The following is a 23,793-nucleotide window of genomic DNA, read 5'->3' as shown; positions in this document are numbered from 1 at the left end:
GCAAATTGTACAAAAATTGCAAACCTGAATGCGCCAGCCTTATCTCTGGCTCGCGCGTTTAGGCTCGGCATGCAAAGTGAAATGCTGCCTCAAACCCAGAGGGCGTGAAACCCCACGAGGATCGCTGAGCAAAGGCAAGCGTAATGCAGGATACGCAAGCGGTCGAAGCCGCCAGACAGTATCGCCGATAAACCTGAAATGAACTTCGTCACCGTGCAACTGCACATCGCGTAAATCCCCGGTAGACATCGCCGACCCAATGAGCGCCTTGTCGAGTAACTCAAATTTTTTGTTGCACAACAATACCGTGAGAAACTCTTCCTCAGGAATATCATCGGTAATGAACAGCAGGTAGCCGTTTTCCAACGCCACGGCTTTTTCGAGTATTTTTCCCTCGATAAAGGTGCCAGTGGGCGTCGCCTCAAACAGGATTTCACTCTTGGCCGGGGTAAACTCGGTATCTTCGTGAATAATATGTAGCGTAATCGAATCAGTAAAATTCATCATTACTCCTTGTTTTACCAGGCGAGGCTCATCCCCATCGACGCCAGCGCGCCGCCCACAAATGCACCGATCGTGACACAAACCGGGGCGCCGGGGCCACACATCAGTCCTGCAACAGCACCGCCCGCCATGCCGCCTAAAATGCCGCTCCCTGTGACAACAGCCTCCTGCTTGACGGCGGCGACTTTGTCGTCCGAAGTCGCAATCACATAAACCGACACCGCCAATGACAAGACTAATAGCCCCTTGCCCGCTCGCGAATAGGTCAGCATTTTGGCATTGACGCGGGGATTGGATTTACCTGCTGACTTTACAATATCAGCATAGATTTTATTTTTCTGTAGTTCGCTCAAATTATTAAAAATCGCCGATTCGCCGAAATTCTGCCGAGTTTTGTAAGCTATCAAAGCATTTAGGGTTTTACCCTCCCTTTTTAGCTGCTGGGCCATGGCACGCCCAAGGGGTGTGCTTCTGCCTCGGATCATTTCCATGATGCTATTGCGCATATCCTGTGCTTCGCTGGCGGCCTGCTCCCAGCTTATTACACCACTTGCGGCTCTGCTGGTAAGGTCATTGGACGTCGCTTTTATCAGTTTAGAATATTCAAGCCTAAGCCTGGGATCGATAGTGAGATAGGTGCCACCGTTCGCTAATTCGCCCTGTAAGCCATCAAGAGTAGCCTGGCATATTTTTTTATAATCTTCTTCTGTTGTATCCATAATCGCCCCCCACGAAAACTAGCTCATGATTTCATTGTAAGTGCTAATAGAGAAAAAATAAGATTTTTATTACCTTGCTCTGCCGATGAATTTCCCTCAAGATCTCATTGAATATTTATCACTTAAAATTCACTTAAGATTAAATTTAATTTATACCCATAAATACTCTCTTGATAACTGCAAGATAAATAACTAACAATTAAAATAAAATAATTTATGCGTACAAATAGGACATTATTCCTAATAACCATGACATTCATTCCTCTCAGGCATAATAAAATGAAATGATGCCACCATTTAATAACCCTATAAAACTACTTATTGGATAAACTTACTTAAGTTTCGCCATCTTCAAAATTCAATTAAAAAGCTCAAAAAAAGATCGATACGCATCACATAGCTAAAATATGACTATAAAATCGTTTCAGTCATTAATTACATGATTTAAATAAAAATTTAATATTAAATTATGATTTAAAATCAACAGGTTAAATAATGCTAGCAATTATAAAAACACTTAATGAATCATTATAATTTCTGTAATAAAAATGGAGCCAAGTCATAAATATTGGCTTTAGGAGTAATCCTATCTTGATCAATTTATGCGGATCGATTATTTGTAAAGGTATTGTCAAGATTTGGTAATTAATAAGTTCACGTTATTTTCTTCTCGCTATGGACAATTTATTTGGCCGTAGTCGTGCGGTAGCTATGCCTCAAGGGTGCTTTTTTATATGGATCGCGTCGTCATTGCACATACCTCTCTCGGCAGTGGATTGTTATTTAAATCCATGACCGGCAGCGAAATATTATCCGGTTGTTATGAGTTCAATGTTGAATTACTCAGCACTGATAATTCAGTGGATATCAAGAGCCTGTTAGGCCAGCCGCTGACGTTGGAGTTACGACCGAATCCCTTCACCGTCCGCTATCTGAGCGGCATTATCATCCGCACGGAGTTTATTGGTCACGAGGCACATAACGAGCAATATTTTGTTTACCGGGCCACGATCCGCCCTAATCTTTGGTACCTCACCCAGAATTACGGCTTTCGAATCTGGGAAAATAAATCCGCCAGGGAAATTATTACTGCGGTGCTGGGTGAATATAATATCACCTGCGAAGACAAGCTCACCGGTACCTACCGCGTGTGGGAATACTGCGTCCAGTACCAGGAATCGATGTTTGCTTTCATCAGCAGGCTGATGGAGCACGAAGGGATCTATTTCTATTTCAAACACGAAATGGACAACCAGACCTTGGTACTCGCCGACTCTCCCTCGGCACATGAACCGTTCCCGGGATATTCGACGATTGAATATCATCAGGCAAGCAGCGGGCTGTATGTCAACGAGGAGAGTATCGATACCTGGCACGTCACAGAATCCATCAGTCCCAGCATGTATCGACACGATGATTATAACTATCTGAAATCAGACGCCGATCTCTCCTCGACAGCTCAAGTCAGTGACTCGAAGGCTGGCAATACCGCCACGCGCATCGAGTGGCCGGGGCAATATAGCGAACCGGCTGACGGAACTCAGTACACTCAAATCAGACAGCAGGAATATATCGCCCAGCAGGCTAAAACCCACGGCGAGGGCGACGCATTTGGTCTCGCGCCCGGTTATACATTTTCTTTGGCCAAAGCGCCTCGCAGCAGCGATGAAGGCCAGCAATACATGATTACCCAGGTGGCTTACACCCTGACGGAAAACAGTTACACCACCAATGACGAGGATATCAATGAACATCGTTTTGTGTTCTCCGTCATTCCCGCAACCGTTAATTATCGACCACAGCGATCTTCACCCTGGCCACGCACCAGCGGACCTCAAACGGCCATGGTGGTGAAAGATCCCGGCACGGGGGATGAAACCATTTCCACTGATGAGTATGGCCGGGTGAAAGTGAAGTTCCTGTGGTACAAGCCTGCAAACGAACAAGAGCTTTATTCGTGCTGGCTGCGCGTCTCCAGCGCCTGGGCCGGAAATCAGTACGGAAACTATCAGGTTCCGCGGGTTGGCGAGGAAGTGATTGTCGATTTTATCAATGGCGATCCGCATTCGCCGATCATCACCGGTCGGGTTTATAACAACCTGCGAACCCTGCCTATCGCTGTCACCTCGAGCGATGGAACCGAGGCGGTTGCGGGAGAGTGGTCAGAAACTAAATCAGGTATCTGGTCTCGGACCAAGGGCAGCACTGAAGTCACCAACGGCAGCTTTTTGTATTTTGATGATGCCGAGGGTGAAGAGACCATGGATATTCACTCGCAAAAAACGCTGAATATCTCCGCCAACGACGACATCAAGCTGTACTCGGCGTCCACCAGCGACGAAGCGATAAAAATCTGGTCACCGGGAAAAATCGATATCACCAGTGATGATACGGTGTCAGTTACTGCTCCCACCACCAACCATACTTCACGCGGATCTTACTGGATTGTTACCGGAGCCAGCTTCGCGACCACCGGAATTGGCCTGTCGATCAACGGCCTTAACGGCACGATTAACGCCATTTCATCAGTGACCGCAACCACCAGCGACTTTGGGGTCAAAGGCGTGGCGATGGCCTATACCTACCTTTCGCGAACTAAAACGACCGTAGACTATAAAACTGACCTCAAGCGTTTCACCAACGTGCCGTTTTATCAGATTCAAACCACTCTGATGTCAATAAGATCAGGGGTCAGTGTGGGCGGCACTGAAGACAGCGAAGCCCAGAAGAAAATTAATAAACTCAAAGAAATCATGGAGTACCGTAAGGATAAAACCAAGGTCGACAAGAAAGAAGCCCGCAAGAAAGACGCTGATGCCTATGAGAAATTCCAGAAAGAAGGGCCGCAAAAAGACATCGAACTTAAAGAAACGCCGAAACCTAAAGACGGTAAAGATGGTACTGACGGCAAAGACGGTAAAGACGGCACCAATGGCAAGGACGGCACCAACGGCAAAGACGGAGCCAATGGCAAAGACGGAGCCAATGGCAAAGACGGCACCAACGGCAAAGACGGAGCCAATGGCAAAGACGGCACTAACGGCAAAGATGGCACCAACGGCAAAGACGGCACCGATGGCAAAGACGGCGCTCAGGGCCAGAAAGGTGACAAAGGTGACACAGGTCAAGACGGTTGGGACGGATTCGATGGTTTTGACGGCAAGGATGCTTAAGCCCTATTCAACTCTCTTGAAAATCAACCAAGCCATATTTCTCACGCATTTTCCTGGCAAGTCTAGAAATCATTGCGGCTCAGAGCACCCCGCAGGCTGAGGTCAACTAGTCGAAAGTCCCTTATGAAAATTATAAAACCATTGCGTCTGGGATTGATTCAACGTCCTTACCGCTGGCAGCGCCAGCACCACTTGGGGGTTTCAGTGCTGGCTTTGGCCGATATGAGCGCTAACCCTCAGCTGCGTCCCGATCAGGAATTATGGCAACTTGCGGCAGAAGAATTGCAATTTAGCGGCGGTGTTTTAGATTTCGGCTTACCCAAAACTCACGCTGAATTTCTGGCTACCGGCTTTGCGTGGCCCGATCCCCAGCAGCGAGACAGCCATCAGTGTGTCGCCCGCATTCAAGTGGGGGAGCTCGGCAAAGCGCTGAAAGTCAGCGGCGATCGTCTCTGGCAAGAGGGTCGCCCGAGCAAACCCCAGCCGTTTGAAAGTATTCCTTTGGACTGGGCGCACGCTTTTGGTGGCCCGGCATACGCAGAAAACCCACAGGGAATGGGATTTACAGCTGAGGGAGAAGCGAGTGAAGAATTACCTCCTCTGCCCAACGTGGAAAGACTTTCGCAGCCCATCACCGCGCCGCATGATACCCCTGTTCCTGCAACTTTTGATGCGCTGGCGCTAACGCTGCCCCGGCGTACACAGCTGATGGGCCAACAGTATGACGACGAATGGCAGCAGCATGAATATCCCGGTTTTGCCCGCGATACTGACTGGCGAGCATTCAATAATGCCGACAGCGATCAGTGGTTTGAACAGCCGGAACTGCCAGTCGGGGCGCCGTGGCGAATAGAAAATATGCACCCGCAGTTTCCCGTTCTTGAAGGCAATTTGCCGCTGTGGCAGGCGCGCTGCTTTATGCAGCGCCAACGCCATGACGGGGTATTGTTTGAAGAAATTACTCTGCGCGGCACCACGGTTCATTTCTTTCCACATCGCCAGCAGATGGTGCTGATTTGGCACGGCAGCGCGCGCATCAGCGAGGATGACGCCGCCGATGTTTTAACTCTGATGCCTGCTTTGGAGCAGCGAGGAAAGTCCCGTTCTCCCAATCATTATCGCAAAGTTTTACAGCAGCGTACCGAGTCTGAACATGCCATTCTGCTGAGTTATCGCGAAAAAGATTTATTGCCTGAAAACGCCATTGGGGCCTGGGGCGACATGGAATTACCGCTGCAACACAGCCCGATGCAAAACAATATTCTTAACCGTGAAAATGCAGTACGCGAGCAGCAGCGCCAACGTCTCGCCCGACAAGGCATCGATATCGACGAGCTAATACCCGTATCGCAAAAACCGGGCCCCAAGCCTGATGAAGACTTGTATGACTACATTCTGCGCCAGGAGCTTGAGGCTGAAGCCAGCCATGAAAGGCTGGCGTCGCAGTATGATCAGGCGCTGGAGCGCGGTGAAGGTGTGGTACCGGAAAACAAAGACTTGCCGGGGGGGGCCGAAAACTATCGTCGACAGCAACAGATGCTGCACAACAATCGTCAACAGCTCGGCGTCAGTGATAAAAAATTCTCGCAGAGCGAGCAGGCGATTTACCAGACCTATCTGATGTCGGCGCAGCACCAAAACGCGCCACCTCGGCCACAGGAAGCGGAGTCACTGCTGCAACGCCAGCGTGCGCAGGCGATTATGGATGATGACCGCGATTTTAGCGGCCTCGATTTCACCGCCGCTGATTTGTCGGGTATGGACTTGCGCGGTGCCGATTTTTCAACGGCACTGCTGGAAAATGTCGATTTTAGCCACAGCCAGCTTGATGAATGTGATTTCCGCAATGCGGTGCTGGTTCGTGCCGAATTGCACCACACGTCGGCAAAAGCGTCGCTATTCGATGGGGCAAATTTCTCGTTGGCGCAGTGTTATCACAGTGATTTCTCGGGTTCGAGCCTCAAGGACATTCAGCTCGAAGATGCTCAACTCGAGCACTGTATTTTCGACAACGCGATAATTAGCGAGCTGATCATCAACAAAGCGACGCTGGCGAACTGTCGTTTTCATCAAGCAGAGATCGATCAGTGCCTACTGATGCAGCTTAAGCTCGAAGGTATGGACTTTAGCCGCGCCACGATTAAACAAACGTCTTTTGTGGAATGCCATTTCGATAGGTTAAACCTGCAAAAAACCACCTTACTCGGCGTCACGTTAGTGACTTGTGTAGCGCCTCAGGCCAACTTTTTCGCCGCCAGGCTGACTCACTGCGCCGTCGTTTCCGATAGCCAACTGTTGGCCGCCAATTTTAGCCATACGCAGTTGGTTGAGTGTAATTTTCGTCAACAGATGCTGCATCAGGCTGATTTCTCCCGGGCAATACTGAACAACTGTGATTTTAGCGAAGCCTCGCTGCAGCAGGCAAAAATGCTGGAGATCAAGGCAGCAGACTGCCTGTTTATCCGCACCGATTTTCAGGGCGCGGCACTCACCGGCAGCTCGCTGATTGGCGCAATCATGCAGAAAAGCAATCTCACCGGCTGCGATCTGCGCGGCTGCAATCTGTTTCGCGCCGACCTGTCGCAGTCGCTCACCGAGGGCGGCACATTGTTTGACGATGCCTATACCGAAGGGATCAAAACCCTACCGCGCCGCGACAAGGAGCAGATATGAGTGACTACACCGCCGAGACTCTGGTGCAGGCTATCAAGCGCGGCGAAATCATTGAAAATGCCCAGTTGGACGCGGTAACACTCTGCGGGCTGGACTTGTCAGGTGGCTGTTTTATCGAAGTTAATTTTACTGCCGCCAATTTCAGCGGCAGTAACCTGCATGACACTCAATTTAATGAATGCTCGCTGAACGGCGCGATTTTTACCCAGGCGAATCTGATAGAAACGCTTTTTAACCAGTGCAGCATGACTGGCGCGATGTTCGCTGACTGCGTTTTTCGAGATTGCCTGTTTAACCAGTGCCGGCTTGAAGAAAGCGATTTTGATTCGACCATTCATTTAAATACCCAGTTTAACGAGGGGTCGCTGGAAGAAAGCCGCTTTACCTTCGCCAGTCTGGAAAAAAGCGGTTTTATAGACACTTCGCTGCTGGGGGCTGATTTTAGCGATGTCGACTGCCAGCAAGGCACGTTTATGAATCTCGACCTGCGAAAAACCACGATGCGCGACAGCCAATTTGTACGCGGGGTATTTTTTCGCTGCGACCATCGTGAAAACCGCTATCACGGGCAGGATTTTACCGGCAGCCAGTTCACCGAGAACCAGCTGGATCGCGTGGATTTCAGTAACGCCAGACTGGTGCAATGTAATTTCAGTCAGGCCTCGTTGCAACATGCCAATCTTAGCGGCGTCAATGCGGCACAAACGCTGTTTCCCAATGCCAATCTGCAACATGCGATTTGTACGGGTGGATTTTTTGATCGCGCCATTTTCTCGGCCGCAAATGTGCAGCACTGTGATTTCAGCCACAGCCACCTTTTTCAGGCAGTGATGCAAAACTGTCAGGCCAGCGGTGCCCGTTTCAATCAATGCGACTTAGGCAACAGCGATTTTTCCAATGCTGACGTCAGCCACGCTGATTTTCGCGATGCGCGTTTCAACCGCAGCCGTTTTCATCGTGCCGAACAGGAAAAAACACAATTCTCATCACGCAGCGGCATTATCGAAAAAGATGCAGCGCTGTTTGCCGCCGAAGAGTGGCGCAGCAGTGTCGGCCCTGCTTCCGCAAATCACAAACTTTAGAAAGCCCCACAAGGTAATCACTATGAGTGTTGCTGTGAAAAAACCTACGGTTGCCCATGCCCTGCCCGCGCAAACCTCGGGCCAGGTGGTGGAAATAAAGATCGATGGAAAACTGCTGGTACACAGTGAAGGCCGCGGCTGGATTTGCCAGCGTGCCGCGAGCTGTTTACTGGAACCGCAGATTGATGACCGCGTGCTGCTGGCCAACTGCGGGGAGAAAATTTGGTTGCTGGCAGTGCTGGAGCGCGCCGATACGCAGCAGCCGTCGAAGCTCAGCATTGAAGGCGCACTGCACATCACCGCCAGCGAATCCCTGTCGTTTAACAGTCCGCAATTTAACGTAGAGGCACAACAGGGCGACTGCCGGGTCAAGGTCATGAACTATCGCGGCGAATCACTATCTGCCTGGGTCAATCTGAGCCGAGTGATGGGCAAATGCTACGAAAGCGTTTGGCAGAGCGTGACGCAAATCAGCCATCGCCTGCTGCGCAAAACCACTCAGCTGGAACAAGTTCGTGCCGGCCAGCTCGACGTTAAAGTCGAAGAGTTTTCCCGTATGCATGCCCACACCACGATTATCAGCAGTAAAACGCTGACCAAAGTCGACGCCAAACAGATCCACATGGGTTAAGAGTTTTTTAATCGTTAGCAAGGAGTTGCCATGTTTGCCAACTGCCAGTGTGGTGGTACCGATCAGGCACTGCCGGATGTCTGTAAAACCCCGGTCCCCGTGACTTATACCAATATTGCCCTGGGCAACACCGCTATTCCGCGCGCCAACAATATTCTGATTGAAAATATGCCCGCGCATAATCTGATGACCATCACCCCGATAACCAACGGTGACGAAGCCGGAGTCGACGGCGGCGTGGTGTCGAGCACCTTTATGGGGCCGTCGCGCCACACTACTGGTTCAGTCACCGTGCTGATGCAAGGCTCACCCGCTACGCGCATGACCAGTACCACGATGCAAAACTCCACCAACGCCGTCGGCGCCCGCATTACCCCCAGCCAGCATATTTTAATGATTCTGGCGACTTAAGAATTTTTGAAGCAGTAACACAGCAAACGTCGATGTCCGATGAGCTTAATTGATTAGGTCATTCGGTAAAGAAGAGCAGCAATTATCGCTGCGAGATTAAGCAAGAAGGCTATTTCGTGAAAAAAATCATAACTTTGGCATGTCTATTTGCTCTGGCCGGTTGCCAGGCACCCAAGCCGTCGGCAGCTACCGACGACACCCTTGTCAGCAGCACAGTCGACGGCGTGAGCCTGACCTATCGCCACGTCGTGCAACCGCCAAAAAACTTCACTCCGTTAAATCTGAATTATCGTGCGCTGTACACCGCCTCAGTGATGAGCAACGCGAGCTACGGCGGCAAGCTAATCAAATACGTTAAAAACGGCGAGCAATTCGAAGTGTTGGGTATTGCCGAAAGCAATTGGCTGGCTATTTCGGATCGCCCCGATCATCAGCTGATTGGTTATATGCCACTGCAAGCCGCGGTGAAAAGCGATCTTTATGAAGGGGTGATTGCTCAGCCTCGTCGGCGTTCGGGCGCAACACAGTGTGTCAAAGTTGACGGCGGCACGCAGGCCTGCCGTCAGGGCAGTTCAGCCACCTGGGTCATTAAATAAATTTCGGGGCGGTAATGATGATCAAACACAATTTTGCCGCCGGGCTGGGCGGTTTGCTGTTGTCAACGCTGCTGCTAACAGGCTGTATGTCCTCGTCGCATCAGGTGCCCGCCAACTATCGGTTACAGGTTGATAATACGCCAGCCACCAACGGCGGCGCGCCACTGAAGGTCCGCGTACTGCTGCTGAAATCCGATGCCGATTTTATGTCTGCCGATTTTTACTCGCTGCAAACCCAGGCCAATACGCTGCTCGGTGCCAATCTGCTCGACACCAATCAGTTCTTCCTGACTCAGGGAGAACCAAAACACAGCCTGACCGGACAACCGCCGCTTGATGCCCACTACCTCGGCATCATCGCGGAATATCAAAATATCAACGGTAAAAAATGGCGCATCTCAGTGCCGCTTCCCGAACCGAAGAGCACCAATTTCTACAAGTTCTGGCAAATCTCGGCCGATGAAATGAAAGCGCACATTATTGCCACCAGCAATGGCTTAAGCATCCAGCAAGACAAAAATTAAACTGATTGATGGAAGGTCGAATGAATACAGCAGATAAGGTGATATGGACCGAGGGGATGTTTTTACGCCCTCACCATTTTCAGCAATCAGAACGTTGGCTTGAAGCCTACAGCCGCAGCTGGGGAAAAATTCAGACGCCCTACTATTGGGGATTTATGTCACTCGAGCTTGACGCCTCACTGCTGCGTCAGGGAAAACTGGCCATCGCCTCGGCCAGCGGAATTATGCCCGACGGCACGCCGTTCAATATTACCGGAGCCGATAACGCCCCCGCCCCGCTGGCACTGCCGGAAAACCAGAGCGACGTCAAAGTAGTGCTCGCACTGCCGGAATGCCGCAGCGGGCGCAATGAAGTGATCTTCTCCGAATCCAGCGATTCACTGGCACGGCTGGTGACTTTTGAAAATGAGGTCGATGACCTCAACGCTTCTGCCGTCGGCACTGCCGCCATGCAGTTCGGCAAGCTGCGTTTCAGCCTGATGCTGGAAAGCAGTCTTAATGCTGAATGGACGGCTATTGGCGTGGCGCGTATCACTGGACGCAGCACCGATCGCAGCCTCAAGCTCGACCCGCAGTTTATTCCGCCGGTGCTTAACGCGCAGACCGATGCGCAGATAACTTCATTCATCAACGATATGCACGGCGTACTCAATCAGCGCAGTGAACAAATGAGTCAACGGTTGCAGCAGGCAGGTCGTGGCGGCAACTCAGAGATGATCGACTTTATGCTGCTGGCGCTGATTAATCGCCACATCGGGCAGATTTCCCACAGCCGTCAGTTACCACAGCTGCATCCTGAGCGGCTGTTCAGTGAATGGTTGCAGTTTGCTACCGAGCTTTCAACCTGGTCAGCGACGCGCACGCCGGGCGCTACTTTGCCTGTTTATGACCATGACAATCTGGCATGGACTTTCGGCAAGCTGATGCTGCATCTGCGTCAGGGACTGTCGCTGGTAATGGAGGAAAACGCGCTACAGCTGACCTTGACCGAACGTTCGCACGGGCTGTTCGTCGCCACTGTTTCCGACGTCAAAATGATCCGCGAACTGGGCTTTGTGCTGGCGGTGAAAGCCGATGTGCCGAGCGAGATGCTGATGACCCACTTTGCCGCGCAAATGAAAATTGCGCCGGTAACCCGCATCCGCGATCTGGTGCAGCTGCAATTGCCGGGTATTGGCCTGCGCGCCATGCCTGCCGCACCGCGTCAGATACCCTGGCATGCTGGCTATGTCTATTTTGAACTGGAAAAGAGTGGTGATCTGTGGCGTCAGATGGAGAAGTCTGAAGCCTTTGCCCTGCATTTGGCGGGGGAGTTTCCCGGACTGGACATGCAGCTTTGGGCTTTGCGCAATCTGCGCGACTGATCAATAGGACCTCTATACCTTTATGACTCAGCCACTTTCTATGCAACCACTTTCCATGCAACCCAATAGCGCTTCATCGGCCACGGAAAGTGCGACGCCAAACAGCGGAATCAACCCGTTGGTGACCGTTGCCAACCCCTTGCTCAACGCCATTCCCCACATCCGTCATTCGGCCACTCACGATAATCCCGATGGCCTGCGCGCGCAGTTGATTGACGAAGTCCGCCGTTTTGAGGTCCGCTGCCAGCAGGCGCGACTGCCGTATGAGGTGATCATCGGCGCGCGCTATTGCCTGTGCACCGCGCTGGATGAAGCCGCCTCACTGACGCCGTGGGGTAGCCGCAATGTCTGGCCGCGCAGCGGTTTGCTGGTGACTTTTCACAATGAAACCTGGGGCGGCGAGAAGTTTTTCCAACTCCTGGCCAAGCTGTCGCAAAATCCGCAAGAGCATATTTTTCTGCTCGAACTGATTAATGTCTGTCTGCTGCTGGGCTTCGAAGGTCGTTATCGCATTCTGGAAAATGGTCGCTCACAGCTCGAAACCATGAAGCAGCGTTTATTACAGGTGATCCGCACTGTGCGCGGCGGTTATGCGCCACCGCTTTCGCCGCAGCCCATCGACGAGCCTGTCCAGCAAAAACTCTGGCGACCGCTGATTCCCGTGTGGGCGTGGGCGGCGCTGATGGCGCTGATTGGCTGTCTGTTTTATATCGGACTTAACTTCCGCCTAGGGCAATTTACCAGCCCGGTGCTGTCGGCGATTTATCAAACCAATCTGCCGCAGATTGATATTCCGCATCCGGCCAAACCGCTGGAGCCGCCGCTGGATCTGCGCCGTTTCCTCAGCCACGAGATAGCACAGGGGCTGGTGACGGTGCGTGATGAATCTGATCGAAGCGTGGTCGTGCTGCGCGGCGACGGGCTTTTTGATAGCGCCTCAACCAACGCCCGCGAGCGCTACCTACCGGTAATCAGCCGCATCGCTCAGGCCATGGATAATGTCAGCGGCCAGATTCTTATCACCGGTTATACCGACAACGTGCCTATTCGCAGCGCGCATTTCAGCTCCAACTACGAGCTGTCACTGGCCCGCGCCAAGTCTGTGCAGGAACTGCTCGCCGAGCATCTCAAGCAGCCGGAACGTATTCGCGCCGAGGGGCGTGGTGAAAACGATCCGCTGGCTCCCAACACTACGGCTGACAATCGTGCCCGCAACCGTCGGGTAGAAATCACGCTGATGGTGGCGCCAAAACAGACTCAGACCGAACTGAATAGTTTGCGATAAGGAAATAATCAGCAATGTTAAGAACATTATTGGCCATGATCACCAGCAGACTATTGTGGGGCTTCGTCGGCATTACTGCGATTTGCGTCATGGTCTGGACCATCGGTCCGCTGGTGTCGATTGGCGACTATCGCCCCCTTGAGTCCGAGTTCAACCGCTTTGCCACCGTGCTGGTGCTTTACCTGCTTTGGCTGTGCTTCCGACTGGTACCTCGCGTCTGGCGCTCATGGCAAAACCGTCGTCTGGTCAGAAAACTGGAAGCCGATAATCGCCCGCAGGAAGAAGCTGCGCCGGTAGAAGATAACCCTGAGCAGCGCCTGCTGACCGAGCGTTTTAACGAAGCGACTCAACTGTTGAAAAAAGCGCGTTTCGTGAATCCTAAATCGCGTAAATGGCCCGCCTGGATGCAGTATTTCAGCCGTCAGTATCTGTATCAACTGCCGTGGTACATCATTATTGGCGCGCCCGGAGCCGGGAAAACTACCGCGCTGGTCAACTCCGGCCTGCATTTCCCGCTGGCAGAAAAGTTTGGCAAGGCAGCGCTGCGAGGCGTTGGCGGCACGCGCAACTGTGACTGGTGGTTTACCGACGAGGCGATCCTGATTGACACCGCCGGGCGCTATACCACGCAGGAAAGTCAGCACGAGCAGGATGCCGGCGAATGGCGCAGCTTTATGTCGCTGCTGAAAAAGTATCGCGCTCGCCAGCCGATTAACGGCGTGATGGTGACTATCAGCGTTGCCGACCTGCTCAGTGAATCCGAGCAGGTGCTGCATGCGCAGGCCACTGCGCTGCGCCAGCGTTTGATGGAGCTGCACGATCGCCTGGGGATTCAGTTTCCGGTCTACGTGATGGTCACCAAAAGTGACCTGATGAAAGGTTTTACCGCCTACTTCTCCGAGTTCAACAAACAGCAGCGTGATCAGATCTGGGGCTTTACCTGGCCGTGGCGTGAAAGTGAATTAAACCTGCCGCAGGAGTTCGACTATCAGTTTTCTCGCCTCCATCAGCGCCTGAACGACGGCCTGCCAGACATCATGATCGTTGAGCACGACAGCCAGAAGCGCGCAGAAAGTTATCTGTTCCCGCAGGAATTCCTGTCGCTGCAACCGGTGCTGAAACAGTATCTCGGCGTGCTGTTTGCCGCCTCTGGTTTTGAGCGCCCTTTGCGACCGCGCGGCGTGTATTTCACCAGCGGGACACAGGAAGGTCTGCCGTTTGACCGGGTCATGGGTCAGCTTAATCGCGCACTGAACTTGCCGCCGCTGGCCAGCGATACCCGAGGCAATGACTGGCAAAGTCTGGATGCTGCCAATCCTATTCCGGCGGCGCGCGGGCAGAGTTTCTTCCTGCAGGGCCTGCTGCAAAAAGTAATTTTTCAGGAATCGGGTCTGGCGGGCAGTAATCCCTGGTGGGAAGTCCGCAACCGGCTGTTTAACTGGATTGGTTATGGGGTAATGACATTTCTGCTGCTGATCGGCATGGCCTGGTGGCTGATCAGTTATTCACATAACAAACAGTATCTGGCCGATGTGCAAGCCAAGGTGCCAACGCTCGAGAAACAAAGCGCGGCGCTGCCGCCGCTGAGTCAGAGCGATATTTATACCTTGCAGCCGCTGCTTGGCAATCTTGAACAACTGCCACAAACGCCAAAAATTGATGTTAATTCACCGCCGTTCTCCTGGCAGGCGGGGCTGTATCGCGGCGATCAGGTGATTGACGCCTCGCAGTCGCTGTATGAAAAAGCCTTGAAACAGCTATTACTGCCGATTGTTGCCCAGCAGGTAACCAGCTGGTTGCGCAGTGATGACGGCAGTGACGTCGATTACAGCTATGAGGCACTCAAGGCCTATCAGATGTTGTATATGCCAAAGCAGTACGACGGCAAGCTGCTCAGAACCTGGATCATGCTCAACCTGCAGCGCCAACTGCCCGCAGGCGTGACTCAAAGTCAGTTAAAGCAGATTGATGATCATCTCGGCAATCTGCTGGATGACCAGATCAACACCTCGCCCTACGAACGTGACGACGCGCTGATCGCCCGCGAACAGGCCGTAATTAACCGCGCGCCGGTAGCACAGCGGGTTTATGGTCGACTGAAACGCCTGTTGGTCGCCACGGTGCCCGGCACGGTAACGCTGGTCGATCTCGGCGGCCCGCAGACGGAGCTCGCCTTTTCACGCAAGAGCGGTCAGCCGATCACCAACGGCATTCCGGGCCTGTTTACTCCGAAAGGCTATTGGGATTTTTTCAACAAGAATATCGACAGCGTGACCGCCAGCATTCGCACCGACGATGTCTGGGTGCTTAATCGTCAGGGTGATTCTGTCCCGCAAAAAGATATGGAAAACACCGTGCGGCAGATGTACATGGAAGATTTTATCGCCCATTGGGACGCCCTGCTCAACGACGTGCAGCTTAATCATATTGGCGATCTTGGTCAGCGCATCAATACCGCGCGCATGTTATCGGGCCGAACTTCACCAATGCGTAATCTGATGATTAATGTCAGCCGTTACGTCACGCTGGAGCGGGCCGAGAAGAAAAGTACTCAGGGGATGATAGAGAAAGGCAGCGCCATGTTTACCAACACGGCGACCCAGACTTTACAAGCCCTGTTTCGCGCCCGCAAAGCGGCACAGGACGGCAACCTTGAAGATCCTGAACAGCAAGTGATGGCACATTTTGCACCGATTATCGAGCAGGCGCAGTTTACCGATGCCAAGAACAAAACGATTCCGTTTGATGAACAGCTGAAAGATATCGATGACCTCTACAGCTATCTGACGGCGGTACAGGACGCCTCCAACACCGGCATTCAGGCCCCTTCAGGCGATGTCATTTCGCGGATGCAGGCCGATGCCGGTCGCGAGCCGGAGCCGTTCCGCTCGATGTTGCTGTCATTGGCCGTGGGTGCCAGCAGTGACACGCAGCGCCGTGATATGGCCAATGTGCAAAAGCGCAGCAGCGTTGAGGTTGGCAGTTTCTGTCGCCAGGCGATTGCCGGTCGTTATCCGCTGGTTCACAGCTCCTCGGTGGATATCACCCCGGACGATCTGGCGCGCATGTTTGCGCCGGGAACTGGCCTGATGGACACCTTCTTCCGTGAGAATCTGGCGAACAAGGTCGACACCACGCGAGCCAACTGGCGCTTTGCACCGGGCGTCGACGGTAAAAGCCTGCCGGGCAGCGAATCAATGCTGCGGCCTTTTCAGCAGGCGCAGACTATTCGCGATGCTTTTTTTGCTGCCGGTTCAACCACCCCGTCTTACCGCATCACCATTACGCCGGTCAGCATGGACAACAACATTCTCAACCTGACCCTCGACGTTGACGGGCAATTGCTGCGTTACAGCCACGGGCCGCAAACGCCGCAGGTTGTGAGCTGGCCGGGACCGGGGCAAACCGGGCAAGTGAGGATGCAGCTGGGATTAACCGACGGCACCACCGATACGCTGTCCACCTCGGGGCCGTGGGCGCTGAATCGCCTGTTCGACAAGGCCAGACTGTCCCCCGGAAGCACCAGTCTCAGCCATATCGCCCGCTTCAGCATCAGTGGCCATCAGGTGGAATTGCAATATACCGCCAACAGCATTCGTAATCCCCTCCAGCTGCCGGGTTTTAGCTGCCCATAAGCCGTGAAAGGAAAAACAAGATGACGCAACCTTCTACGCCCGACAGACCTGCGCCCGGCTGGTACGGAAAACTTCCCGGCAATGGCGATTTTTTGCGTCGTCGCTTGCCGGACGGGCTGATTAACAGTTGGTCTCACTGGTTTCAGTCGGGGATTGCCTGGCAAAAGCAGCAGCCCGCAACCGGCGTACCGGTGACGCAGTTCGCCATGGCGCCGGTATGGAATTTTATTATCCCCGCCGCGCTGAGCGGTCAACACATTCAGATGGGATGCATGTTACCGGCACAGGACCGCGTCGGGCGTCAGTATCCCATCTGCGCGATGAGCCTGCTGACTCTCGAAGAATGGCATCCGCTACAGTTGCGCATTGCCGGTCCGTGGTATCGCCAACTGGGCATGACACTTAACGAGGCGGTGAATCAGCGCTGCACCGCCGACCAGCTCGATCAGTCTCTGCTAACCATGCCCGCGCTGCCGAAACCGGATACCGGTGGGCTTTCGGACATTTTCGACGTTATTGGCTATCGCGACATTCCCGGCACGCTGAACTGGCCGCAGGTCGAGGAGTATTTTAACCCGTCGCAGTACACCAGCTTCTGGTGGACCAACCAGAGCGACGGCAGCCCGCTGTTTACACACGTCCACAGCGGAAACTTTACTACACGTCTGTTCTCACTGCTGTTTCAGTCGGCCAATGCCCGACACACCGGGCGCAATGGTCTCTATCCGCCGATGTTTGAATGAGGCGCTTAATTTATTGCAAGACAGGAACGTGGATGAATATCGAACCGCTGCTGGCACCCATCAGTGCCGAACATCCCTGCGGGGAAAATCTCGAATATGACGCCGAGTTTATGAGTTTCGAACGCGCCTGCGAGGGCAAAGCCGAACAACAGTTTGGCAAAACCATTATCCCCGCCGAAGCCCCGGACTGGCGTCAGGTTGAAAAACAGGGCCAGGCGCTGATGACTCGCTCTAAAGATTTACGGGTCATTTTACCGCTCACCGAAGCCTGGACTCATCTCAACGGGCTGGAAGGTTTTGAAGCTGGGCTAAGTTTATTAACCGCGATCACCGAGAAATACTGGGAGCAGCTTTATCCCGAACTTAATTTCGACGGCGAGCCGGACCCGCTGCTGCGCATTAATACCCTGGCCAGTCTAGGCGAGCAGTCTTCATTAATGGCGGCGCTGCGACAGGCCAAATTGCTGAAAAGCCCGAGCGGTGAAATCTCTTTTCGAGATGCCGCTGCATTAATAGACGGCAGTAAAAATGATTGTGCGGGTTATCCCGGCGGCCTGTCGCGCCTGCAACAGGAGTTGGCCGACGGCGAAAACCCATCCGTGCAGACACTGGTCAGTATCGACGCCAGCCTGCGCCAGCTGCACCAGTGGGTGACCGGTCATCTGGGCGAAAGCGGAATGCCGGATCTCAGTGGCCTGTTTCGTACTTTCTCTGCGCTGTTGCAGGGTTATCACCAGCAGCAACAGGCACGGCTGCAGGCACAAGACGAGCAACTTGCCGCCGCCGAAGCGATAGCAGGAGAAAATACCGTGCCCACAGCGACCACAACCGCCGCACCGCCGGTGACCGATTGGCGGCAGGCACAGCTCACCTCTAAAGAAGACGCCCAGCTGATGCTGGAAAAAGTGAAGCAATATTTTCGTCAATACGAACCCAGCCATCCGGCACCGATGATGCTGGAGCGCGTCGAGCGGCTGATTCAGCTCGATTTTCTGGAGATTATCCGCGAACTGGCACCCGATGCTGTCAATCAGCTGAAAGGCGTGTTGGGACGTAACGACAGCTAGGCCTTCGCGCCGACTCTTATTTAACCGCAGTGCATTTACTTGATGGAGAAACCAGATGGCAAACTTCCCAGGCATAAAAAAAGCCCGCAGCGGGCAGAAATTCATTGCCCGTAATCGTGCACCGCGCGTGCAGATCGAATATGACGTCGAAATTTATGGCTCCGAGAAAAAAATCCAGATCCCCTTTGTCATGGGCGTAATGGCAGATTTGGTGGGCCAGTCGCAGCAGGACCAAATGCCTATCGACGAGCGCAAGTTCCTCGAAATTGACATCGATAACTTTGACGAGCGCATGAAGGCCTTACAGCCGCACATTGCCTATCACGTCGATAACACATTGACCGGTAAGGGCATGCTGGGCGTAGACCTGACGTTCAACAGCATGGACGATTTTTCACCTGACGCTATCGTCCGTCGCGTCGAGCCGCTGGACAAACTGCTCGACGCCCGCACCCAGCTTTCCAACCTGCTTTCCTATATGGATGGCAAAAACGGCGCTGAAGAGCTGATCTCTGAAATCCTTAAAAACCCTACCCTGCTCAAATCGCTGACTAACGCCGCGAAACCGGCCGACAAAGTGGCAGAAGACAGCAGCACGGAGACTAATCATGAGTAATTCCTCAACGACTCCTCTTGAACAGGCTTCACAGCAAAGCTTTACCCAGGATGAATTCTCGGCGCTGCTCAATAAAGAATTCAAGCCAAAAACCGATTCTGCCCGCGATGCAATTGAAAGCGCGGTGAAAACCCTGGCCGAGCAGGCGCTGGAAAATACCGTGCCGCTGTCGACCGACGCCTACCGCACCATTCAGGCGCTGATCGCAGAAATGGACCAGAAGCTGTCGCAGCAGGTTAACCAGATCATGCATCACGAATCTTTCCAGAAGCTGGAAGGCGCGTGGCGCGGTCTGCATTATCTGGTCAACAACACTGAAACCGACGAAATGCTGAAAATCCGCGTGATGAATATCAGCAAGAAAGAGCTGGCGCGCAATCTGAAACGCCATAAAGGTATCGGCTGGGATCAGGGTCCGCTGTTTAAAAAAATCTATGAAGAAGAGTACGGACAGTTTGGTGGCGAACCGTTTGGCTGCCTGATTGGCGACTACTATTTCGACCACAGCCCGCAGGATGTCGAAACGCTGGGCGAGATTGCCAAGATAAGCGCCGCCGCGCACTGCCCGTTCATCTCGGGTGCCTCGCCGAGCGCGCTGCAAATGGAAAGCTGGCAAGAGCTGGCTAACCCGCGTGACCTGACCAAGATCTTCCAGAACACTGAGTACGCTGCCTGGCGCACGCTGCGCGAAAGTGAAGATACCCGTTATCTGGGACTCGTGATGCCGCGCTTCCTGTCACGTTTGCCCTACGGTATTCGCACCAATCCAGTAGACAGCTTTGATTTTGAAGAAGATACCGAAGGCGCAACCCACAAGAACTACACCTGGGCCAACGCCGCCTACGCCATGGGCGCAAACATCAACCGTTCATTTAAAGAGTTCGGCTGGTGTACGTCGATTCGCGGTGTCGAGTCCGGCGGTTCGGTTGAAAACCTGCCGTGCCATGTGTTCCCGAGCGACGACGGCGGCGTGGATATGAAATGTCCGACGGAAATTGCCATCAGCGACCGTCGAGAAGCCGAGCTGGCGAAAAACGGCTTTATCCCTCTGATTCACCGTAAAAACTCTGACTTTGCCGCGTTTATCGGTGCGCAGTCGCTGCAAAAACCGGAAGAGTATTACGACGCCGACGCCAGCGCCAACGCTCAACTGGCAGCGCGCCTGCCGTACCTGTTTGCCTGCTGCCGCTTTGCCCATTATCTGAAATGCATTGTGCGCGACAAGATTGGTTCGTTCCGCGAGCGGCAGGACATGGAACGCTGGCTGAACGAGTGGATCGTTCACTATGTGGATGGCGACCCGGCCAACTCTTCCCAACAAACCAAATCGCGTAAGCCACTGGCTGACGCACAAATCCAGGTCGAAGAAATTGAGGACAATCCCGGTTATTACTCGGCCAAGTTCTTCCTGCGCCCGCACTACCAGCTGGAAGGGTTAACGGTGTCTCTGCGCCTGGTATCCAAACTGCCTTCGCTTAAACAAAAGCAGGCTTAGCGGTCACTCGCTTTTATCTCTTGTCGGTTTTCACTACCCCTTCGTTTACACAATGACTAATGGAGTTTTTCAACTATGGCTATTTCAATGTTCCTGCAGGTTAGCGGTATCACTGGCGAATCAAAAGATTCCAACCACACCGGATGGTCGGACATTTTATCTTTCTCCTGGGGCGCCAATCAGCCAAACAACATGAACGTCGGTGGCGGTGGCGGTGCCGGTAAAGTGTATTTTAACGATCTGCACGTGAATGCACTGATCGACAAAGCGACGCCGAGCCTGATGAAATACTGTGCCAACGGTGAGCACATCCCAACCATTACATTGTCTGTTTGCAAGGCCGGTGGGACTCAGGTTGAGTACACCCAAATCGTTCTGACTCAGGTTTTAGTGACCGCAGTGCAATATATCGGTGCCCACACTGATGACACCGTCGGCATCAACTATTCATTCCAGGCCGCGTCGGTCAAGAGCGAATACTGGGTGCAGCTGGATACCGGTGGTCAGGGTGCTTCTACCGAATTCACTTGGGATATCAAACAGAACACCGGTTCTTAATCGCCTATCTTTTGGTAAAAACTTAACAAATCCCCTCTTTTTTGGAGGGGATAGTTCCGCCTCAGGTGAACTCATTCAGGTTGCGACTATGCGATTTACCCTCGTAAAAAGTAAAAATGGCGTTCAGCCCCCCCAGACCAGCTGCGACTTCGCCCCGCCGGGTGGCACTATTGGCCGCAGTGAGGATAATAATTTCACCTTGCCAGATGAAAACCGCGCAATTTCACGGTTGCAGGCGCTGGTCCATATTTCTGCCGAGGGCGAATGCCGCCTGACCAATCGCGGCAATGTGATCAACGTTGAGTTCAATGGCATTCCACTGGAGCGCGGTCGTCAGGTTGAATTGCAGGATGGCGATCGGCTGGGTATCGGTGACTATCTGATTGAGGTGTCATCCCTGGCTCAAAGCGCACCAAAAACGGACGCGACGCTGATGTCAAAATCGTTGAAAGCCGTGCCAGCCAGCTCTCAGCTCAGCCCGGCAGCCGCGATTCCCGGTGAAATATGGGACAGCCTTGCCGATGAATTTTCCACTGATAACCGTGCGCAAACCCAGGCTCAGGCCGCTGCCGATGTGCAAAAAGCTAAAAATAATCCGCTGACCGAGTTGCAGACCCAGGAATTGAATCCTGTTGATCCTATCCTGCAAATCGAAAACCCTGCCGAGCTGCGCCAGCTCAATAAACGCGAAACCGACCCGACGCGCCTATTCACAGCCGACAGCCCGTTTGAGCAGGAACACATTCTTAAGAATCCGACGCCGAGCGCGCTTTTGGCACAGGAATCATCGTTAAAAAGGCCCGACTCGGCGCAGCAGGAACTGGATCCGCTGGCACTGTTTGGCGGCGCAGCAACCTCGTCCGATGGCAATGACCTGTTCGGCCTGATGGTCGATAGCGGCCAGCCTCTAACGCCGCCGGAGCATTTTCAGAGTATTGAGCCGCAGGCCGAACCGCCCAAACAGCCCTCTGTTCAGCACTCACAGCCGCTGCCGACAGAAGCTTTGACACGCCCCGATCCTCAGCCGCCATTGCCATCAGAGATGCGCCCTGAAATTCAGGCTCATCTTGCGCGACAGGCAGAGCAGGCAAGTCGTCAACTCTCTCCTGAGCCACAGCAGGCCTACGAGCCTCATTCAGCTCCTTTTACTGCCGAACAACCCTCGTCAGAAGCTCCCGTTAACCCAACGTTTGAGCCGGAAGAAAAACTTGCTCCGCAACCTTCGCTTTCAGCGGGCCGCATGGGTATCGATCCGGTTTCCTACCAGCGCCAACCGGCGCGGCAAAGTGATAACAGCCCGCACCTTGACGGCAACCTGTTGCAAGGCCTGCTGGAAGGCATCGGCCTGAGCGATATGCAAAATCAGCCGGATTTCGACGCAGAGAAGATGCGCCTGCTGGGCCAGGTTGTCAGCCTGTTTTCGCAAGGCACCGTCGCGCTGCTGTCTTCGCGCTCAATGCTGAAACGCGGGGTCAAAGCGGAGATGACGATGATCCTCGATGAAGCCAACAACCCGTTCAAACTGCTGCCTTCCGGGAAAACGGTACTGATGCAGATGTTTGGTACTCAGATGCCGGGTTTTATGCAGCCAGAACAGGCGGTGCGTGACGCGTTAATCGATTTGCAGGCCCACCAGCTCGGGATGATCGCCGGCATTCGCGCCATCATCGCTGCCATGTTGCAATCTTTTAATCCAGAACTGCTGGAAACTCAGGCGCGGGAGGCCGGACAGCTGCCGCGAATGGCGCTCTCCACCAAGCGCAAGGCTGCACTCTGGGACTATTTCATCAAGAACTATCAAAAGACGTCGGGAGAAATTGAGGATGATTTCCATACCCTGTTTGGCGAGGCTTTTCTGCATGCCTATGACGTTGAAGTTGAACAATACAAAGACCTGCAAACCAAACAGGGAAAATAATGAATATTACTTTTGCAACGACGTCTAATCAGGGAATTCGCGCCAGCAATCAGGACAGCATCGGGCAGATAGTGGGCAATCGCTCAGCCTGTTTTGTGGTGTGTGACGGCATTGCTGGCATTCCGGGCGGAGAAGTCGCCGCGCAAATCGCCAGCAACACTCTGCTCGAGAATTTCAACGGCGAAAACCATCTCGATGCCCAGCACATTGCGCAGCATATCAATCGTGCCAATCAGGCAATCCTGACCGGGCAGAAACAAAGTAGCGAACTGAAAAATATGGGCACTACCCTGGTCAGCCTGTTTGTCGATCGTGATTACAAACTGGCCTACTGGGCGCACGCCGGGGACAGCCGACTCTACGCTTTTCGCCGCGGCTATTTGATGCAGACCACTCGCGATCACAGCCTGGTACAGCAGATGAAAGATGCGGGTTATCAGACCCAGGGCGTTAACAGTAACCTGCTCTACTTCGCATTGGGGATGCACGAACAGCGCGAAGCCAGCTACAGCGACGTATTGCCACTGGAAGACGGTGACGTGTTTTTACTCTGTACCGACGGCTTTTGGCACGAGTTAAGCACAGACGATATGGAACAAACGTTGCGCATGGTCAATTCCCCCAATGAATGGCTGGTGCTGATGCTGGAAATACTCAAACGCTCGGAGAAAAAAGATAACTTTTCTGCCATCGCGATTTGGGTCGGTAATCCGCAGGACACCACCCTGCTGCATTCGCTCGGCGACGCGCAAAGAATTTTGCTGGCTCCCAACAAGTAGCCGATTAACAGGTGAGAGAC

19 protein-coding genes are annotated in these 23,793 nt (G+C 53.2%); 17 read left to right on the top strand and 2 right to left on the bottom strand.

The annotated features are described in order from the left end of the window. Positions 1-39: 39 nt before the first annotated feature. A complete protein-coding gene (locus tag AB3G37_RS07930; protein WP_369790251.1) occupies positions 40-507 on the bottom strand; it encodes a hypothetical protein in 468 nt (155 codons plus the stop codon). Positions 508-518: 11 nt separating this feature from the next. Then, positions 519-1,223: a hypothetical protein gene (locus AB3G37_RS07925; RefSeq protein WP_369790250.1), complete on the bottom strand. Its 705-nt coding sequence runs from the start codon at positions 1,221-1,223 to the stop codon at positions 519-521. 734 nt (positions 1,224-1,957) lie between these two features. Between AB3G37_RS07925 and AB3G37_RS07920 the strand changes: the two genes are divergently transcribed. The 17 genes from AB3G37_RS07920 (at position 1,958) to AB3G37_RS07840 (ending at position 23,773) form a co-directional block, all read left to right on the top strand. Continuing rightward, on the top strand, positions 1,958-4,396 hold the full coding sequence (locus AB3G37_RS07920; protein ID WP_369790249.1) for a type VI secretion system Vgr family protein: 2,439 nt from the start codon (positions 1,958-1,960) through the stop codon (positions 4,394-4,396). 123 nt (positions 4,397-4,519) lie between these two features. Beyond that, on the top strand, positions 4,520-7,069 hold the full coding sequence (locus AB3G37_RS07915) for a DUF2169 domain-containing protein (protein WP_369790248.1): 2,550 nt from the start codon (positions 4,520-4,522) through the stop codon (positions 7,067-7,069). Further along, on the top strand, positions 7,066-8,151 hold the full coding sequence (locus AB3G37_RS07910; protein WP_369790247.1) for a pentapeptide repeat-containing protein: 1,086 nt from the start codon (positions 7,066-7,068) through the stop codon (positions 8,149-8,151). Before AB3G37_RS07915 ends, AB3G37_RS07910 begins: the two co-directional genes overlap by 4 nt. 22 nt (positions 8,152-8,173) lie before the next feature. Next, positions 8,174-8,782 carry a DUF3540 domain-containing protein gene (locus AB3G37_RS07905; protein ID WP_009637276.1) on the top strand — a complete coding sequence of 203 codons (609 nt, stop codon included), beginning with the start codon at positions 8,174-8,176 and terminating at the stop codon, positions 8,780-8,782. 30 nt (positions 8,783-8,812) lie between these two features. After that, positions 8,813-9,193, top strand: coding sequence for a DUF4150 domain-containing protein (locus AB3G37_RS07900; protein WP_009637277.1), 381 nt, complete (start codon positions 8,813-8,815; stop codon positions 9,191-9,193). A 116-nt stretch (positions 9,194-9,309) separates the two neighbouring features. Beyond that, entirely contained in the window at positions 9,310-9,789 is a 480-nt protein-coding gene (locus AB3G37_RS07895) for an SH3 domain-containing protein (RefSeq protein WP_369790246.1), read from the top strand. A gap of 17 nt (positions 9,790-9,806) precedes the next feature. Further along, positions 9,807-10,313: a type VI secretion system lipoprotein TssJ gene (tssJ, locus tag AB3G37_RS07890; protein ID WP_369790914.1), complete on the top strand. Its 507-nt coding sequence runs from the start codon at positions 9,807-9,809 to the stop codon at positions 10,311-10,313. 20 nt (positions 10,314-10,333) lie between these two features. Further along, a complete protein-coding gene (gene tssK / locus AB3G37_RS07885; RefSeq protein WP_369790245.1) occupies positions 10,334-11,677 on the top strand; it encodes a type VI secretion system baseplate subunit TssK in 1,344 nt (447 codons plus the stop codon). Positions 11,678-11,732: 55 nt separating this feature from the next. Continuing rightward, the gene (locus tag AB3G37_RS07880) at positions 11,733-12,962 is read left to right on the top strand and encodes a DotU family type VI secretion system protein (RefSeq protein ID WP_009637281.1); all 1,230 of its coding nucleotides are present in this window, start codon (positions 11,733-11,735) and stop codon (positions 12,960-12,962) included. Between the two features lie 14 nt (positions 12,963-12,976). Beyond that, positions 12,977-16,597 (top strand): type VI secretion system membrane subunit TssM, encoded by a 3,621-nt coding sequence (gene tssM / locus AB3G37_RS07875; RefSeq protein ID WP_369790244.1) that lies wholly within the window; start codon positions 12,977-12,979, stop codon positions 16,595-16,597. Between the two features lie 20 nt (positions 16,598-16,617). Continuing rightward, a complete protein-coding gene (tagF, locus tag AB3G37_RS07870) occupies positions 16,618-17,340 on the top strand; it encodes a type VI secretion system-associated protein TagF (protein WP_009637283.1) in 723 nt (240 codons plus the stop codon). A 32-nt stretch (positions 17,341-17,372) separates the two neighbouring features. Continuing rightward, positions 17,373-18,407, top strand: a complete 1,035-nt coding sequence (gene tssA, locus AB3G37_RS07865) for a type VI secretion system protein TssA (protein ID WP_369790243.1) — start codon at positions 17,373-17,375, stop codon at positions 18,405-18,407. A gap of 55 nt (positions 18,408-18,462) precedes the next feature. Continuing rightward, positions 18,463-19,023, top strand: coding sequence for a type VI secretion system contractile sheath small subunit (gene tssB, locus AB3G37_RS07860; RefSeq protein ID WP_009637285.1), 561 nt, complete (start codon positions 18,463-18,465; stop codon positions 19,021-19,023). After that, positions 19,016-20,518 (top strand): type VI secretion system contractile sheath large subunit, encoded by a 1,503-nt coding sequence (gene tssC / locus AB3G37_RS07855; RefSeq protein WP_369790242.1) that lies wholly within the window; start codon positions 19,016-19,018, stop codon positions 20,516-20,518. The genes tssB and tssC overlap by 8 nt, the downstream gene beginning before the upstream one ends. 75 nt (positions 20,519-20,593) lie before the next feature. After that, positions 20,594-21,076 carry a type VI secretion system tube protein Hcp gene (locus tag AB3G37_RS07850; protein WP_009637287.1) on the top strand — a complete coding sequence of 161 codons (483 nt, stop codon included), beginning with the start codon at positions 20,594-20,596 and terminating at the stop codon, positions 21,074-21,076. Between the two features lie 88 nt (positions 21,077-21,164). Then, complete coding sequence (gene tagH / locus AB3G37_RS07845; protein WP_369790241.1) at positions 21,165-22,994, top strand: type VI secretion system-associated FHA domain protein TagH; 1,830 nt, start codon at positions 21,165-21,167, stop codon at positions 22,992-22,994. Continuing rightward, positions 22,994-23,773 (top strand): PP2C family serine/threonine-protein phosphatase, encoded by a 780-nt coding sequence (locus AB3G37_RS07840; RefSeq protein ID WP_009637289.1) that lies wholly within the window; start codon positions 22,994-22,996, stop codon positions 23,771-23,773. Before tagH ends, AB3G37_RS07840 begins: the two co-directional genes overlap by 1 nt. Positions 23,774-23,793: the final 20 nt, after the last annotated feature.

Source organism: Rouxiella sp. WC2420, assembly GCF_041200025.1.
In the GTDB taxonomy this organism is placed as follows: Bacteria; Pseudomonadota; Gammaproteobacteria; order Enterobacterales; family Enterobacteriaceae; genus Rouxiella.
The sequence above is the reverse complement of the archived record's forward strand: the minus strand, read 5'-3'. Positions and strand labels throughout refer to the sequence as shown.

What these genes read in the sequence shown, in the direction of transcription:
- AB3G37_RS07930 (WP_369790251.1), bottom strand. Translation starts at nt 507, where the DNA reads ATGATGAATTTTACTGATTCGATTACGCTACATATTATTCACGAAGAT.
- AB3G37_RS07925 (WP_369790250.1), bottom strand. Translation starts at nt 1,223, where the DNA reads ATGGATACAACAGAAGAAGATTATAAAAAAATATGCCAGGCTACTCTT.
- AB3G37_RS07920 (WP_369790249.1), top strand. Translation starts at nt 1,958, where the DNA reads ATGGATCGCGTCGTCATTGCACATACCTCTCTCGGCAGTGGATTGTTA.
- AB3G37_RS07915 (WP_369790248.1), top strand. Translation starts at nt 4,520, where the DNA reads ATGAAAATTATAAAACCATTGCGTCTGGGATTGATTCAACGTCCTTAC.
- AB3G37_RS07910 (WP_369790247.1), top strand. Translation starts at nt 7,066, where the DNA reads ATGAGTGACTACACCGCCGAGACTCTGGTGCAGGCTATCAAGCGCGGC.
- AB3G37_RS07905 (WP_009637276.1), top strand. Translation starts at nt 8,174, where the DNA reads ATGAGTGTTGCTGTGAAAAAACCTACGGTTGCCCATGCCCTGCCCGCG.
- AB3G37_RS07900 (WP_009637277.1), top strand. Translation starts at nt 8,813, where the DNA reads ATGTTTGCCAACTGCCAGTGTGGTGGTACCGATCAGGCACTGCCGGAT.
- tssJ (WP_369790914.1), top strand. Translation starts at nt 9,807, where the DNA reads ATGATCAAACACAATTTTGCCGCCGGGCTGGGCGGTTTGCTGTTGTCA.
- tssK (WP_369790245.1), top strand. Translation starts at nt 10,334, where the DNA reads ATGAATACAGCAGATAAGGTGATATGGACCGAGGGGATGTTTTTACGC.
- AB3G37_RS07880 (WP_009637281.1), top strand. Translation starts at nt 11,733, where the DNA reads ATGCAACCCAATAGCGCTTCATCGGCCACGGAAAGTGCGACGCCAAAC.
- tssM (WP_369790244.1), top strand. Translation starts at nt 12,977, where the DNA reads ATGTTAAGAACATTATTGGCCATGATCACCAGCAGACTATTGTGGGGC.
- tagF (WP_009637283.1), top strand. Translation starts at nt 16,618, where the DNA reads ATGACGCAACCTTCTACGCCCGACAGACCTGCGCCCGGCTGGTACGGA.
- tssA (WP_369790243.1), top strand. Translation starts at nt 17,373, where the DNA reads ATGAATATCGAACCGCTGCTGGCACCCATCAGTGCCGAACATCCCTGC.
- tssB (WP_009637285.1), top strand. Translation starts at nt 18,463, where the DNA reads ATGGCAAACTTCCCAGGCATAAAAAAAGCCCGCAGCGGGCAGAAATTC.
- tssC (WP_369790242.1), top strand. Translation starts at nt 19,016, where the DNA reads ATGAGTAATTCCTCAACGACTCCTCTTGAACAGGCTTCACAGCAAAGC.
- AB3G37_RS07850 (WP_009637287.1), top strand. Translation starts at nt 20,594, where the DNA reads ATGGCTATTTCAATGTTCCTGCAGGTTAGCGGTATCACTGGCGAATCA.
- tagH (WP_369790241.1), top strand. Translation starts at nt 21,165, where the DNA reads ATGCGATTTACCCTCGTAAAAAGTAAAAATGGCGTTCAGCCCCCCCAG.
- AB3G37_RS07840 (WP_009637289.1), top strand. Translation starts at nt 22,994, where the DNA reads ATGAATATTACTTTTGCAACGACGTCTAATCAGGGAATTCGCGCCAGC.